This is a genomic window from Enterococcus durans (assembly GCF_002277935.1).
GTDB lineage: Bacteria > Bacillota > Bacilli > Lactobacillales > Enterococcaceae > Enterococcus_B > Enterococcus_B durans.
On sequence record NZ_CP022930.1, the window covers coordinates 2,820,726 to 2,836,917 of the forward strand.

Below are 16,192 nucleotides of genomic sequence, written 5' to 3' on the forward strand. Positions count from 1 at the left end.
TTTTATACCTCGTTTCTCAACACTTTACTTGGTTTTAATTTATTTTTTTCTTTAGGGTTCGGTTGGTAAATGCTCACGACTTGGTCACGATAGAAAAGCGCAATTTCCTCTGTGGACATACGATCTAATTGAAAGACGTTGTATTCAAGACGCATCCCATTTTTAACCTTCTGCCATACATCATCACTGATATCTACCCGTTTGAAGCGAGCAACCCCAACTTCCAATGGCAGCAGATGCGCTTCTATCGTTCCACTTTCCATGTAATCTGCTACTTGTTGCAATGTAATTGCCTGTTCTTTTTTCATTCCGGCACTAGCCGTACGAGTCAAATCTGACATATGTGCAGGATAGCCTAGTTTTTTTCCTGTATCAACAGCTAATGTTCTGACGTAGGTACCCTTGCCGCATTCTACTTCGAAACGCCAAGACAATAGCCCATCTGTTTCATTCCAATGAATATCACTTGCTCGCTCAAAACGATAGATTTGGGCTTTGCGCACTGGTCTTTCTACTGTTTCGTTATTTCTGGCATATTCGTAAAGTCGTTTGCCATTCACTTTTACTGCGGAATACATCGGAGGAATCTGTGTGATTTCTCCAACAAAACTCTCCATCGCAGCATCTATTTGCTCTTCTTCTAAAGGTATACCCACACGTTTGCTCTCTACTTTTTCTCCGGAACGATCTTCGGTAGTTGTACTAAAGCCTAGGGTGATTTCTCCTTCGTATGTTTTACCTGAATCTGTTAAATATTCGATGACTTTCGTCGCTTTTCCAATACAAATCGGCAAAACACCATCTACATCAGGGTCCAATGTTCCGCCATGCCCGATTTTTTTCGTATGTAAAATTTTTCGTAATTTAAATACACAGTCATGACTGGTCATGCCACGTTCTTTCCATAAAGGTAATAAACCATCCATAATTTTTCTCCTTTTCATTTGAGGTATCAACTGTACAATTATAACACATGAAATGTATTTGCTAACGACTTTGAATCGCTTCTCTACGGTTTTTATTCTTTAGCAATACAACTGTAATAAATCTTCATCATCATGTAAATAGCTACTATGGTATGCTTTAATCAAAGGAGGGAACACTATGGAAAATTTTTTCTTTGTACCTTTTGATTGGCTATATGGATGGTTATCAGGCAAATAATCTTTCCCCTAGACTTTAGCGTTGATGAAATGATCCAGTCAGGTCGGAACAGAAGTGCTGAATCGCTCTTCTATTCGAAAAAGATGCTTCTGTTCCCACTGTTTATTCATATTTAAGCTGAAGGGGTTGCTTCTGCTCCCACCGTTTATTCGTTTTTAAAGAATGAGACAAAAGCGTTTCTTACTTTGGTCCAACACACCCTTTTTTTAATAAATACTTATCATTATACGTAGCTTATTAGTTTTTTTGGCTCTATAATTTATGGGACTGATGAATCAAAATTGATTCTTCAGCCCCATTTTTCATTTTAGGTATTAAAAAACATATCGTTCTCTAGTATGATTAAATCACCACAAAATAAACTACGAGAGGACGATATGTTCTATGAATGATTCTATCAAAAAAATGTTGCGATTAATAGACCAAAATTTAGTAATCACTGAAGTTTCTTACGAGCTGTTTCAAAACAAAAAAACGATGGTCATCGATGCGGTTCTCTCTCCTGCTCCTTGTGCTTGTGCACATTGCGGTTCCTCTGTAATCGATGCTCACGGTCAAACGACCATTGTGAAGAATGGCAAGAAGAAAACTATTGTCCGCTTTGAAGAATACAACCACATGCCACTGATCATGCGTTTGAAAAAGCAACGCTACACCTGTAAAAACTGTTTGCGTCATTGGACAGCCCAAAGCTACTTTGTCCGTCCTAGACATTCGATTGCCAATCATGTCAAATGGAAAATCACTGCTTTACTCGCCGAAAAGATGTCTTTATCATTGATTGCCAAGCTTTGTCAGGTATCTTTGACGACTGTGATTCGTACATTGAAAGAGTTGAAAAACTATCTTCCGAAGCCGTCAAAAAGGACCCTGCCAAAAGTATTGATGGTGGATGAATTTCGTTCGCACGCTTCGATTGAGGATAAAATGAGCTTTATTTGTGCGGATGGCGAGACAGGAAAACTCATTGATATTTTGCCTACACGTAAATTATCGCGTTTGACACACTATTTTAGTCGCTGTACGAATCCTGAAGCGGTGGAATACTTAGTGACAGATATGAATGCCGCCTACTTCCAATTGACAAAACGTGTCTTACCGAATGCGAAAGTCGTCATTGATCGTTTTCATATCACCAAACATCTGAATCAGGCATTCAATGATTTTCGTGTACAAGAAATGAAAAGATTACACCAGTTAGGGCAACGAAGAGAAGCCGAGAAAGTGAAAAAGAACTGGCGCTTTCTTCTAAAAAACCGTCAAAAAATCAATTACTATGACTACAAAACATGGCGCAGTTTTCGTGCACCTAAATACCCGCTACTCACTGAAGCAATGATGATCGATCGATTACTGGCGTTTTCAACGCCTTTAAAGGAAGCCTATACTTTTTTCCATGAGCTGACCGAAGCCTTTCGAGACAAAGAACCTGACTTATTTTTTACCTTATTAAAAAATCTTCCTGAAACACTTGATGTCCAATTTCGCACGAAACTTCAAAACCTTTTAACTTACGAAGAAGGGATTTACAATGCTATGATTTACCCGTATTCTAATGGCAAAATAGAGGCCAAAAATACCCATATCAAGACACTGAAACGATTATCTTATGGATTTAAATCATTTGAGAACATGAAAATCAGGATTTTTTTGATCAATCAATTGATTCAAGTGAAATAACAAAAAAATCTGAGACAGAAGGTCAGTCCTTCTATCCCAGATTTCACTTTACAAAACTCATCAGTCCTTATTGACAAAGAGCCCTTTTTTTGCTCTTCTCCTCAAGAAGATAGCCAAAAATATAGCAAAAAAACCGTTATTCACCAGGTATCTAAACTTGGTGAATAACGGTTTTAATATTGAACAAATTTGCCTTTAGGAGTAAGATCTAGTCTTTATTCAGGTTTCGTAATAATTGGTCGATATGGTTGCCGTAGACAACTGATTCATCAAGTTCAAAAGTCAATTCAGGTGTCTTATAAATACTCAAGTTATGCCCTAATTCACGGCGAATCAAGCCACTAGCTTTTTCTAAGCCTTCTTTTGCTTTTTTCTTATCCGATGCTAGATCAGATAAGATACTATAATAAATCGTTGCTTGTTGCAGATCTCCAGTTACATGAACATCGGTGATCGTAACATTTTCAACACGAGGATCACGTACTTTTTTACGTAATATATCATTTACTTCTTTTAAAATTTCTTGACCGACTCGGCGGTCACGATAGTTTGCCATATTGAGCGGCCTCCCCATTCATTTAGTCGTTTTTGATTTCTTCCATAATGAATCCTTCAATGACGTCATCTACTTTGATGTCGTTGAATTTTTCGATCATTGCGCCACATTCATAGCCCATTTTCACTTCTTTTACATCATCTTTGAAGCGTTTCAAGCTAGCAAGTTGGCCTTCATAGATAACAATTCCATCACGAATGACACGTACACCGCTATCTCTGCGGATATAGCCTTCTGTCACGTATGCTCCTGCAATCGTTCCGACTTTCGAAACTTTGAATGTTTCACGAACGATCATTTGCCCTGTGATTTTTTCTTCAAATTCTGGATCAAGCATGCCTTTCATCGCTGTTTCGATTTCTTCGATTGCTTTGTAGATGATACGGTGCAAACGAATGTCTACTTCTTCTGCATCTGCTTGACTCTTCGCTTGTGGTGTAGGACGAACGTTGAAACCGATGATGATCGCATTACTTGCAGCAGCAAGTGTGACATCACTTTCATTGATCGCACCAACTGCAGAATGGACGATTTTCACACGTACGCCTTCTACATCGATTTTATTCAATGATGCTGCTAATGCTTCGGCAGAACCTTGTACATCAGCCTTGATGATCACATTGACATCTTTCAATTCTCCCTCTTTCAAGCTTTCGAATAAAGTATCCAATGTGACACGGCTTGTAGCAGCACGATGTTCCAACAACGCACGTTTTGCACGTTCTTCACCGGCAGCACGAGCTGTTTTTTCATCTTCAAATACAACGAAATGATCACCAGCTTGTGGTACATCATTTAATCCAGTGATTTCAACTGGTGTTGCTGGACCGGCAGATTTTTCACGGCGGCCTAGATCGTTGTTCATCACACGTACACGTCCATAGGTATTCCCTACAACGATTGGATCCCCGACATTCAATGTTCCTTGTTGGACAAGTAATGTAGTTACAGGTCCTTTTCCTTTGTCAAGACGGGCTTCAATAACTGTACCGATTGCTCGTTGTGTAGGATCAGCTTTAAGATCTTCAACTTCAGCAACCAATAAGATCATTTCTAATAATTCATCGATATTTTGGCCAAATTTAGCCGAAATCTCAACAAAGATCGTTTCTCCGCCCCATGATTCTGGAATCAATTCATATTCACTTAATTCTTGCATGACGTGTTGTGGATTCGCACCTGGTTTATCGATTTTATTCACAGCAACGATGATTGGCACACCGGCTGCTTTTGCATGGTTGATGGCTTCCACTGTTTGTGGCATCACACCATCATCAGCTGCGACTACTAAAATCGTGATATCTGTGATACTTGCTCCACGCGCACGCATACTTGTAAACGCCGCATGTCCTGGTGTATCTAAGAATGTGATTGGTTTGCCGTCGATATCGATTTGATAGGCACCGATATGCTGCGTGATCCCGCCAGCTTCTCCACTTGTTACACGTGAATGACGTAAGGTATCAAGTAACGTAGTTTTCCCGTGGTCAACGTGTCCCATGATAGTTACAACTGGAGGACGAGATACTAGATTTTCAGGATTTACTTCTTCCGCTTCAAAGAATTTATCGATATCTGCGATATCTACTTGAACTTTTTCTTGAGGTTCCATCCCATAATCTGTTGCTAATAATTCGATCGTATCCTTATCTAAGGATTGGTTTTGATTGACCATTACACCAAGCAAGAATAATTTCTTGATGATCTCAGCTGGTTCACGATGGATTTTTTTAGCGATATCTGCCACATTCATTCCTTCAGTATATTCTAATACTTCTGGTAACTCACGGAATTTACGTGGTGGTACAGCTGGTTTATTTGATGTCTGTTGTTTGCCTTTTTTTCCTTTTTTATTAAAACGATTGCGGTTGTTATTGTTGAATTTTCCGCGATTGTTGTTTGTATTTCTGTTTTGGCTTTGATTTCCACCTTGGCGATTTTGGTTAGTAGCGCCTCCACTATTATTTCGGTTTTGAGTTGTTGATTGGTTTTTTCCTTGATTCACTTGACCGCTCCCTTGACCGCGATCTTGATAGTTGCGGTTATTTTTTTGTTGTTTTGGTTTTGTTTCGTTTTTAGGCTGATCGTTCGGCTGCTTTTTGGCTGGTTTTTGGCTTTCTTGCTGTGCTGTATGCTTATTTCCTTGTGGTTTAAATGCTTGTTGCAGTTTTTTTTCATCACTACTTGTGATGACTCCCATATGATTTTTCACATCAATACCGAGCTTCTGTGCTTTTTCCACAAGGTCTTTACTAGACTTATTCATTTCTTTTGCTAGTTCATAAATTCGTTTATTGCTCATGCAATCACCTTCCTAACCTTCAATTAGCTCCTTGGTTTTCTTCGCAAATCCGTTATCCAGGATCCCAAATACTTTGCGAGGTCTTCCGATCATCTGCGTGATTTCCGCTTCAGAAAATAGCTCAAAGCAAGGAACTTCATAGTATGAACTCTTATCTTTAATCTTTTTCTTCGTGTTTTCACTTGCATCATTCGCGACAAAGACGATTTTGGCTTTGTTTCTGCGGATATCTGCAATCGTTAGCTCTTCGCCCGTGACTAGTTTGCCAGCGCGCATCGCTAATCCAATGAGATTCATGGCTTTTTGCCGATTGACTTCTCTCATTTACCAAATAGCTCTTTTCGTGCTTTTTGGTGTGTGACATACTCTAATAATTCTTGATAAAATTCATCAGTCAAACTCGTTTCAAGTGCTCGATCGAGAATTTTTTTATCCCAAGCTTGTTGTACTTCATCTGGCTCAAGTGAGACATACGCGCCTCGTCCTGGCATTTTCCCAGTTGGATCGATTGATACTTCTCCTTCTTTCGAACGAGTAATACGAATCATCTCTTTTTTTGGTTTCATTTCACCTGAAACGACAGATTTGCGTAAAGGGATTTTCCTTTGTTTCATCTCTTTGCCTCCTAAGCTATCTGTTAAGCATCTTGGTCTGTTTCTTCGATAGTTTTTTCATCGTTGAACGCGATTGTTTCATATTCGTCATCTGTCAAATCAGATTGGATGATTGCTTCATCGTGTGCTTCTGCCACTGATTCATTACTTGCATCTTCAGTTTTATTTGCTTGTTCTTCATAATATGCAGCCATGTCTGACTCTGACTTGATGTCGATCTTATGGTTCGTTAGTTTTGCAGCTAATCGTGCATTTTGACCACGTTTACCGATTGCCAATGATAATTGATAATCAGGAACAACGACTGTACAAGCTTTTGGATTTTGTTCATCAAAGATGACATCCATGACTTGCGCTGGGTTCAATGCATTGGCGATGAATACTGCTGGATCTTCGTCCCATTCAACGATATCCATGTTTTCACCTTTTAATTCATTGACGATTGCTTGGACACGTTGCCCTTTCGGACCAACACAAGTTCCTACTGCATCGATATTTTCATCATTTGAGCGTACAGCAACTTTAGAACGGTCACCCGCTTCTCTTGCGACACTGACGATCTCAACGATACCATCGTATACTTCTGGTACTTCTTGTTCAAACAAACGTTTCAAAAGATCTGGATGGCTACGACTAACAAAAACTTGAGGACCTTTTGAGGTATTTTCTACTCGAGAAACATACACTTTGATCCGATCATGCGGTTGATAGAATTCATTCGGCATTTGATCTTGTTTAGATAACACTGCTTCGATTTTTCCAAGATTCACGTAAATGTAACGTTTATCTTGACGTTCAACGATTCCTTGCATGATATCTTTTTCATATGCACTGAACTCATTATAGATAATTGTTCTTTCTGCTTCTCTCACACGTTGCAAGATTACTTGTTTCGCTGTTTGCGCAGCAATGCGGCCAAAATCTTTTGGTGTAACTTCAAATCGGATCGTGTCGCCGATTTCATATGCTGGATTGATCAAAAGTGCATCTTTCAATGATACTTCCAACTGTGAATCCATGACTTCTTCTGTCACTTCTTTCACTGCATAGACGTGGATTTTCCCTTTCTTCTGGTCAAATTCTACTTCTACGTTTTGTGCTTGACCATAATGGCGTTTATATGCAGAAACTAAAGCTGCTTCTAAAGCGTCAATTACGATTTCTTTTGAAATTCCTTTTTCAGCTTCTAATGCATCTAACGCGTTCAACATTTCTTTACTCATTGTTCTGTTTCCTCTCCGTGATTAAAATTGGATTGCTAAGCGAGCTTTGGCAATGTTTTTTCGGTCAAGAATCAATTCTTTTTCCCGTGTTTTTATGCGTATTTTCAATGTAAGCTGGTCAGCATCAAATGACTGAAGAAATCCTTCAAATTGCTTTTCTCCATCCACTGGTTGGTAGAAAGACACATGGATGTATTCACCTAGTGCTTTTTCATAATCTGTTTCTTTTTTTAGCGGACGTTCTGCTCCTGGAGATGACACCTCTAGGAAATATGCTTGTGGGATTGGATCGGGATCTATTGCATCGAGTTTTTCACTTAATTTTTCACTGACATAGACACATTCTTCAATATCGATTCCACCATCTTTATCAATAAATACTCGCAAGAACCAACTTTTTCCTTCTTTCACAAACTCTACTTCTACAAGTTCAAAATTTTGTTCCTCTAAAATCGGAGTCACCATTTCTGTGACTGTTTCAACGACGCTACTCAAGAATTTCGCCTCCTTAAAAATTGAATCCATAATTCCATTAAAAAGAGTGAGCGAAAAATCCGCTCACTCACAGTTAGTATCATTACCTATAAATAACTATACCATAATTTCTCTGAAATGACAAGCAAGCTCGCTGTTGCCTACTATAACATATCAAAAAGCGACAATTGATTTTCGTCAGGAAGGTCTTTTAATACGCCATTATCATTCATATATTCAATCAAAGTCTTGGATACTTTTCCTCGTGTAGCCAGATCTTCTTTTGATAAGAACGGACCATCTTTCCTTGCTTCGACAATCTGTTTTGCCACGTTGGTACCTAAACTTGGTACAGCACGAAATGGCGCAATCAATGTATCTCCTTCGATTACAAAATTGACCGCATCTGATTTATACAAATCGATCATCCCGAATTTAAAGCCACGTTCTAACATTTCATTGGCCAATTCAAGTACTGTCAATTGATTTTTTTCTTTCACAGAGGCATCCATTCCTTTGTCTGTGATCTCTTTCATGGCTTGTTTGACTGCATCTTTTCCTTTGCACATGGAAACAAGATCAAAATCATCGGCACGAACAGAGAAGTACGCACAATAATACAGAATAGGGAAATATACTTTAAAATACGCTACACGTAATGCCATCAATACATACGCAGCCGCATGGGCTTTCGGGAACATGTACTTGATTTTTGAACAAGAATCAATATACCAATCTGGTACATTGTTTTCTTTCATCGCATTTAAATATGTCTCACGAAGTTCATCTGGGATTTTGTTCCACAGTCCCTTACGCACTGTTTCCATGATTTTAAATGCCATCCCACTGTCTAATCCGGCATGGATCAGATAGACCATGATGTCATCCCGACAACCAATTACTTCCGCTAGTGTCGCATCCCCACGTTTGATCAATTCTTCCGCATTTCCAAGCCAAACATCTGTCCCATGAGAGAGTCCAGAGATTTGCAGTAATTCAGCGAAAGTGGTTGGATGGGTTTCTTCCAACATCCCACGAACAAAACGAGTCCCGAATTCGGGGATACCTAGTGTACCTGTTTTAGAGTTGATTTGTTCTTGTGTCACGTTCAAGACTTCCGGTCCGGCAAATATCCGCATCACTTCTGGATCATCTGTAGGGATCGTTTGTGGATCGATCCCAGATAGATCTTGGAGCATCCGAATAACAGTCGGGTCATCATGTCCAAGAATATCAAGTTTCAATACATTATCATGGATCGAGTGGAAATCAAAGTGGGTCGTTTTCCATTCAGAATTTTGATCATCTGCTGGAAATTGGATGGGGGTGAAATCATAAACATCCATGTAATCAGGAATAACGATGATCCCCCCTGGATGCTGACCAGTCGTTCGTTTGACTCCAGTGGCTCCTTTAGCTAAGCGATCGACTTCTGCACTTCGAAATTGCAGATTATGGTCTCTTTCGTAGCCCTTAACAAAGCCATAAGCCGTTTTATCTGCCACCGTACCAATTGTTCCAGCACGATAAACATATTCTTCTCCAAATAATACTTTCGTATAATTATGGGCTTCTGCTTGATAGTCTCCCGAAAAGTTCAAATCGATATCGGGTACTTTATCACCATGAAATCCTAAGAACGTTTCAAAAGGAATATCATGTCCATCTTTGTTCAATCGAGCACCACATTTTGGACATTTTTTCTCAGGCATATCGAACCCAGAACCATATGTCCCATCCTCATAGAATTCAGAATACTGACATTCTGGACAATAATAATGTGGGGCTAAAGGATTAACTTCGGTGATCCCAGTCATCGTCGCAACAAAACTTGAGCCTACCGATCCACGCGAACCAACTAAATAGCCATCTTCATTACTTTTGTGTACGAGCTTTTGAGCAATCAGATAGATAACGGAGAACCCATTCCCGTTAATCGAATTCAATTCCTTTTCCAAACGTTTTTGAATGATCTCTGGTAAAGGATCACCATACAATTGTTTGGCTTTGGTATAACTCAATTCAGAGATTTCTTCTTCAGAACCAGGGATTTTCGGTGTGTAAAGTTCATCTTTCACAGGAATGACTTCTTCACAGCTATCTGCGATTTTATTTGTATTTTCTACAACGATCTCTTTTGCAAGAGACTCGCCTAAGAAGTTAAAAGCTGTCAACATCTCATCTGTTGTTCGAAAATGGACATCAGGTAGACTGTGACGGTTCAATGGATTGGCTCCTCCCATTGAATTGATCAAGATTTTACGATAAACCGCATCTTCTTCATTTAAGTAATGGACATTCCCTGTTGCCACCACTATTTTATCTAATGACTTCCCTATTTCAACTAAGTTTTGAATAATTTCCTCTAGATCACGTTCATTTTTTACTAATTCTTGTTCTAGCAAAGGTGCATAGACTGCTTTTGGCATCACTTCGATATAATCATAAAACTTCGCACGATTTCTTGCCTCTTCGACTCCTTTTTGCATCATCGCTTCAAAGATTTCGCCTTTATCACAAGCAGAGCCAATCAATAGGTTATCACGTAACTTGTTTAATTGTGACCGTGGGATTCGTGGGACACGTTCAAAATATTCCACGTTAGACATCGAGATCAGTTTGAACAGATCCTTTAACCCGTCTTGGTTTTTCGCAAGTAACGTTGCATGGAAAGGTCTTGCTCGTTTATAGGAGTCTCCTTCCCCGATATGTGCATTCAGTTGGTCGTGGTAAAACATGTCATGGTTTTCCATCGCTTCTTTGATAAAGATCCATGCAAGATGACCAGTAGCTTCTGCATCATAAATCGCCCGGTGATGTTGTTCCAGACTGACACCAAATTTCTTAGACAGTACACCCAACCCGAAACGTTTGAATTGAGGATAGAGATAGCGAGCTAACTCTAACGTATCGATTACGGGATTAGGCGCTTCTGGTATGCCATATTTTGCATAGCTTGTATTTAAAAATCCCATATCAAACGCCGCATTATGCGCTACAAGTATGGTATCTTTTGAGAATTCAAGAAATAGCCGTAAGACTTCTTCTTCCGATTTTGAACCACGTACCATTTCATCGGTAATCCCTGTCAAATCAACAGTTGTTCGTGAAAGTGGATGGCCTGGATCGATGAATTCATCAAAACTAGCAATCACATTTCCTTTGTACATCTTAACCGCAGCTAGTTCGATGATCGTATCGTAAACAGCAGATAGCCCCGTTGTTTCCACGTCAAATACTACATAGGTTCCTTCACTTAAGGATTCATGCACATCATTGTAGGCGATCGGCACGCCATCATCCACAACATTTGCTTCTACCCCATACAAAATTTTCACACCAGCTTTTTTCCCTGCGCTATGTGCTTCAGGAAATGCCTGTGCGCCGCCATGATCCGTAATGGCAATGGCACGATGACCCCATTTTCCTGCTTGAGCCACGATATCCGAAATGTTATTTGTTGCGTCCATCGTACTCATTTTACTATGGACATGTAACTCTACTCGTTTTTCACCTTCTGGCGCATAATCTTTTCGTGGAGCATGTTTCACTTCTACGATATCCTGTGCATTCATCACTAAGTCACGAACAAAGGTATCTTCTTGGATACTCCCTCTGACTTTCAACCAACTACCTGTGCTGATTGCTTCAAATATTTGTTCATCTTTTTCATTGTTTGAGAATTTTTTGACGATGAAGGACGACGTATAATCAGTGATTTTCAAGGTTAAGATTTTTCGTTTTGAGCGAAGCTCACGTACTTCTTTATCAAATACATACCCTTCTAATGTCACACGACGCTCTTCTTCTACAATATTTACCATTGGTGTAGTTGGTTCATCCATAGGAATATTTCGTCCCAATTGGATTGGTCCGTCTAAAGCAGGCAACTGCTCTTTCTTTTCTTTTTTCTTTTGTTCATGGACGATCAAGCTTTCTGCCGCTTGCTTCATAAAGGCTTCTGCTTGTTCTTGTTTCCGTTCTTCAAACAGTTTTAACACACGTTCTGCTTGTTGCTCGTCTACTTCTGGCTCGATCCTAAATTTAGGAAATCCGTAGCTGACAAATAAAGACTCTACTAATGGCAAATATTGTTGCTTCAAATAGCTGAGTGCGCCAGTACTATCGACAGGCAAGATGATTTTATGTTCCTTTAGTATTGGAACTTGTGTTTTTAAGACTTGTTGTGCAAGAGGTGTATCACATTGTTGGCTTTCCAATGCTTGTGCCCAATAATCTTGTAACAACTGTTCGTCAAATTGTTGATTTTCTGCCTTTATATTTAGTTTTACTTGTGCAATATCATGAAAGGCCAATGTCACATGTTGCACTAACGAACGATAAAGCATGATCGGTAAAATTTGAGAAAAGTGTAGCGTAAATTCCCATAAGCGTGATTTACGATGAACGACTACTCGTTCCACTTCGCCAGAAGAAATCAGAGGATGCTGTTTATCCGCTTCTTCCAGTTGGATCTGTTCCAGTAGTTTTTCAAATAACTCTCGTTTTTCTGACAAAACCATACGCCCTTTCTGATGAGAAACAATTAAAAAGCTTTTTTGTTCTCTTCTTTTTTCAGTACTATCTAGTATACTCGTTTTTTATTGATTTTACATTAAAAAATAAGGATGACAAAAGTGGGGTACCTAAAAGAACAAGAAAAAATCGATGAAAACTGCTTTTTCAAATTTTTGAGAATTTTGACTTCTTCTAAGAGACTACTTCTTTTCCGCCGTTTACTCGGGTTTAGAGAATGTGGGACAAATCTAAAAATAAGTTTTGCTATAGACTCTCGAATAAACAAAAGTCCAAAATTCAGGTTTTTCGGAAATTTCAAAAAAAACGAGCAATACAAAAAACGTATTGTTCGTTTTTTCTCCAATTTCTCAAGCCTAAATGACTTTTATCTCAATCTCTTCGTTTATCATTTATTGATTTAATAAGATTGGTAGTGTATTGGCTAATTCTTCCTTACGGACTTCAACCATTTCACCTGTTTTCTTGATTTTCACTTCTACGATCCCATCAACTGCTTTTTTACCGATCGTGATTCTGATTGGACATCCGATCAAATCGGAATCTGCGAATTTCACACCTGCACGTTCGTTGCGGTCATCGACCAATACTTGGTAGCCGGCTTTTGTCATCGCTTGCTCCACTTCGTTTGTCAAGTTTGTTTGATTTTCGTCTTTCAGATTCATTTGAACGACATGCAGATCGAATGGTGCAATCCCTTTTGGCCAATTGATGCCATTTTCATCAGAATTTTGTTCAACGATTGCAGAAAGTAAACGACTGACGCCGATTCCATAGCAACCCATGATCACAAATTTTTCACGACCATTCTCATCTAAAACAGTTGCTCCCATTGACTCACTGTAGCGCGTGCCTAACTTGAAGATGTGTCCGATCTCGATTCCGCGAGTAAAGGCCAACACACCATTATTGTCTGGAGATGGATCACCTTCTTGCACAAAACGCAGATCTTCATACGAAAGGACTGTAAAATCTCTTTCTGGATTGACATTGATATAATGATAACCTGTTTCATTAGCACCAGTAATGGCATTTGCAAGGTCTTGGACATGTCGGTCAGCATAGACCTTCACATCTTCTGATATGCCCACTGGACCAACAGAACCAAAATCAGCACCTAAAAATTTCGTTGCATCTTCTTCTGTTGCTTCTTCTAGGAAGTCAACGCCTAAGAAGTTCTTCAATTTGACATCATTCACTTCATGATCTCCGCGAACTAGCACAAGTACAGGTTCTTCATCCGCCATGAACAAAACAGATTTGATGATTTTTTGTGGTTCTGTCTCAAAGAAAGCTGCTACTTCTTCAATTGTTTTAACATCAGGTGTAGCTTTCTTTTCCAGTTCAAGTTGCGTTTCATGGGATTTTTTAGAAACATAATAACTCGTCGCCATTTCTAAGTTTGCTGCATAATCACTTTCAGTTGAATAACAGATCGTATCTTCACCGATTTCTGATATTGCCATGAACTCTTTTGAATCTTTCCCGCCCATTGCACCACCGTCACCGATGATTGCTCGGAATTCAAGTCCACAGCGTTTAAAGATTTCAGTATAAGCTTTTTCGTAGTCTTTGTACGCTTCATCTAGACTTTCTTCAGAAGCATGGAATGAGTAAGCATCTTTCATGATGAATTCCCGACCACGTAATAAACCGAAACGAGGACGTTTTTCATCTCGGTATTTTGTTTGGATCTGATAAAGATTCAATGGTAATTTTTTATATGAATTGATTTCATTACGAATCAAATCAGTAAATGTTTCTTCATGTGTTGGGCCTAAGATCATTTTACGATCATTACGATCATTCAGACGATACAAGTTTGGGCCATATGTTTCATAACGACCGGATTCTTCCCACAATTCTGCTGGTAAAATCGCCGGCATCAACATTTCAACTGCGCCGATCTTTTCAAATTCTTCTCGCATGATCGCTTTTAGTTTTTCTAACACACGATTTGCTAGTGGTAAATAAGAGTAGATTCCTGCAGATACTTGACGAATGTATCCAGCTCTCAATAAAATTTGATGACTTAATACTTCTGCATCATTTGGAACCTCTCTTAACGTAGGAATCAACATTTTTGATTGTCTCATTCTATATACTCCTCTATTCCTCAATAATAATCTATCGTTTGTAATTATACCCTATTTGTCAACTTTTTTAGAAAAAGAATCGTTGAATATCATTCCAAGTGACCAATACCATCAATAGCATCAATAACCCAAATCCTGCCAAAGTGATAAAGCCTTCTTTTTCTTGACTGAGAGGTTTTCCTCTCACACCTTCAAAGATGTTCAAGACGATTTTCCCACCATCTAATGCAGGAATCGGCAGTAAATTAACGATTCCTAGATTCATAGAAAGCAGGGCCATCAAGCTAATGACAGTCATCACACCTTGATTAGCAGCTTCAGAAGAAAGCTGGAACATCATCACGGGTCCACCTAATTTATCTAAGCTAAAGCCTGTGAACAATGAGCCTAACGCTTTGAATATCTCCATTGAACTACTGAATGCTCGACGGGCTCCACCAACTATTTTATCCAAAAAGCCAGTCTTCATTGGTGCTTGAATCCCTAGTTGGCCGACTTCTTTCCCATTGGCTTCAACTGCTTTCGGTGTTACGTCAAGCTGCTGTGTTTTGCCGTCACGTCTTACTTCAACATCTAATTTTTTTCCAGGATTTTCGGTGATCTCTGACGTCAAATCGTTCCATGAATGAACAGACTTGCCATCAATCGATACTATTTCATCATTTTCTTTCAACCCAGCAGCTGCGGCTGCGCCATTCGGCAAGACTTTTCCAATTTGATTGGTATCCGTTACTTGCACGCCACCTTGCATGAACGCAAGGATAATGAACAACAGGATCGCTAAAATAAAATTATTCATCGGCCCAGCGAAATTAGTCAGCATCCGTTGCCATAATTTCGCTGACTGGAATTGAACATCTCTAGGCGCAATTCGGATCTCTGTACCGTCCGCTTCAATGATGGACGCATCGTGTTCGACGTGATAGGTGACTTCCTGTGTTTCATCTCCATTCACATAACCTGTGATCGTTAAGTCGTCTTCAAGATCGTATGCGATCAATTCTAATGGAATCCCATTGGGCAGTTGCACTTTTTTGCTTACATTGATTTTCTCCACGATACCATCAGAATTTAACAAAAGAGATAACGGCATTCCAGGGGCCATTTCTGTTTCATCGTCTCCGTTTCCTGCCATTCTCACATAACCGCCGATCGGCAATAAACGCAATGTATAGGTAGTTCCGTCCTTTGCTTGGTGTCCATAGATTTTCGGACCCATTCCAATAGCAAACTCACGAACGAGAATTCCTGATCGTTTCGCAAAGAAGAAATGTCCAAACTCATGTACAATGACCAAAATACCGAAGACAATAATAAATGTGATAATTGTTTTCATTTTGCATTCTCCTTTACACGTTTTTCCTTTAACATTGAAACTCTTGATAAATAAAACACTTTAATTTTACCATATTATCAGCTGTTCACCAATAGTATCAGTGAGTTATAGAGAAAAAATCGGCCTTTGCTTTTAGTTTATTAAAATAACCACTTCGCTCTTATCAACTAGTCACATCATCTACAGTAACTAGGTTTCTAAAAACGATTTG

At 39.2% G+C, this 16,192-nt stretch carries 11 protein-coding genes; 1 reads left to right on the forward strand and 10 read right to left on the reverse strand.

Annotation, left to right across the window (positions count from 1 at the left end; all coding sequences use genetic code 11):
* Positions 1-2: 2 nt before the first annotated feature.
* Positions 3-926: a tRNA pseudouridine(55) synthase TruB gene (truB, locus tag CJZ72_RS13365; protein WP_081135745.1), complete on the reverse strand. Its 924-nt coding sequence runs from the start codon at positions 924-926 to the stop codon at positions 3-5.
* Between the two features lie 622 nt (positions 927-1,548).
* On the opposite strand from truB, the gene CJZ72_RS13370 reads away from it, so the two are divergent.
* Complete coding sequence (locus CJZ72_RS13370) at positions 1,549-2,844, forward strand: ISL3 family transposase (protein WP_081135856.1); 1,296 nt, start codon at positions 1,549-1,551, stop codon at positions 2,842-2,844.
* 208 nt (positions 2,845-3,052) lie between these two features.
* On the opposite strand, the gene rbfA is transcribed toward CJZ72_RS13370, so the two are convergent.
* From rbfA to rseP, 9 genes are all read right to left on the reverse strand, one after another.
* Entirely contained in the window at positions 3,053-3,400 is a 348-nt protein-coding gene (gene rbfA, locus CJZ72_RS13375) for a 30S ribosome-binding factor RbfA (RefSeq protein ID WP_005875913.1), read from the reverse strand.
* Positions 3,401-3,422: 22 nt separating this feature from the next.
* Complete coding sequence (gene infB / locus CJZ72_RS13380) at positions 3,423-5,702, reverse strand: translation initiation factor IF-2 (RefSeq protein ID WP_095443958.1); 2,280 nt, start codon at positions 5,700-5,702, stop codon at positions 3,423-3,425.
* A gap of 12 nt (positions 5,703-5,714) precedes the next feature.
* Complete coding sequence (locus CJZ72_RS13385) at positions 5,715-6,026, reverse strand: YlxQ-related RNA-binding protein (RefSeq protein WP_005875918.1); 312 nt, start codon at positions 6,024-6,026, stop codon at positions 5,715-5,717.
* Positions 6,023-6,316: an RNase P modulator RnpM gene (gene rnpM, locus CJZ72_RS13390; protein ID WP_005875920.1), complete on the reverse strand. Its 294-nt coding sequence runs from the start codon at positions 6,314-6,316 to the stop codon at positions 6,023-6,025. The genes CJZ72_RS13385 and rnpM overlap by 4 nt, the downstream gene beginning before the upstream one ends.
* 23 nt (positions 6,317-6,339) lie before the next feature.
* Positions 6,340-7,539 carry a transcription termination factor NusA gene (gene nusA / locus CJZ72_RS13395; RefSeq protein WP_081134993.1) on the reverse strand — a complete coding sequence of 400 codons (1,200 nt, stop codon included), beginning with the start codon at positions 7,537-7,539 and terminating at the stop codon, positions 6,340-6,342.
* Between the two features lie 21 nt (positions 7,540-7,560).
* Entirely contained in the window at positions 7,561-8,034 is a 474-nt protein-coding gene (gene rimP, locus CJZ72_RS13400; protein ID WP_081134991.1) for a ribosome maturation factor RimP, read from the reverse strand.
* Positions 8,035-8,177: 143 nt separating this feature from the next.
* Positions 8,178-12,530 (reverse strand): PolC-type DNA polymerase III, encoded by a 4,353-nt coding sequence (locus CJZ72_RS13405; protein ID WP_081134997.1) that lies wholly within the window; start codon positions 12,528-12,530, stop codon positions 8,178-8,180.
* 411 nt (positions 12,531-12,941) lie between these two features.
* Positions 12,942-14,645, reverse strand: a complete 1,704-nt coding sequence (locus CJZ72_RS13415; RefSeq protein ID WP_005875927.1) for a proline--tRNA ligase — start codon at positions 14,643-14,645, stop codon at positions 12,942-12,944.
* Positions 14,646-14,712: 67 nt separating this feature from the next.
* Positions 14,713-15,981, reverse strand: a complete 1,269-nt coding sequence (rseP, locus tag CJZ72_RS13420; protein ID WP_005875929.1) for an RIP metalloprotease RseP — start codon at positions 15,979-15,981, stop codon at positions 14,713-14,715.
* Between the last annotated feature and the right edge of the window lie 211 nt (positions 15,982-16,192).

Coding starts and splice junctions, on each gene's coding strand:
- rnpM (WP_005875920.1), bottom strand. CDS start 6,316: ATGAAACAAAGGAAAATCCCTTTACGCAAATCTGTCGTTTCAGGTGAA.
- truB (WP_081135745.1), bottom strand. CDS start 926: ATGGATGGTTTATTACCTTTATGGAAAGAACGTGGCATGACCAGTCAT.
- nusA (WP_081134993.1), bottom strand. CDS start 7,539: ATGAGTAAAGAAATGTTGAACGCGTTAGATGCATTAGAAGCTGAAAAA.
- CJZ72_RS13370 (WP_081135856.1), top strand. CDS start 1,549: ATGAATGATTCTATCAAAAAAATGTTGCGATTAATAGACCAAAATTTA.
- rbfA (WP_005875913.1), bottom strand. CDS start 3,400: ATGGCAAACTATCGTGACCGCCGAGTCGGTCAAGAAATTTTAAAAGAA.
- CJZ72_RS13415 (WP_005875927.1), bottom strand. CDS start 14,645: ATGAGACAATCAAAAATGTTGATTCCTACGTTAAGAGAGGTTCCAAAT.
- rseP (WP_005875929.1), bottom strand. CDS start 15,981: ATGAAAACAATTATCACATTTATTATTGTCTTCGGTATTTTGGTCATT.
- CJZ72_RS13385 (WP_005875918.1), bottom strand. CDS start 6,026: ATGAGAGAAGTCAATCGGCAAAAAGCCATGAATCTCATTGGATTAGCG.
- infB (WP_095443958.1), bottom strand. CDS start 5,702: ATGAGCAATAAACGAATTTATGAACTAGCAAAAGAAATGAATAAGTCT.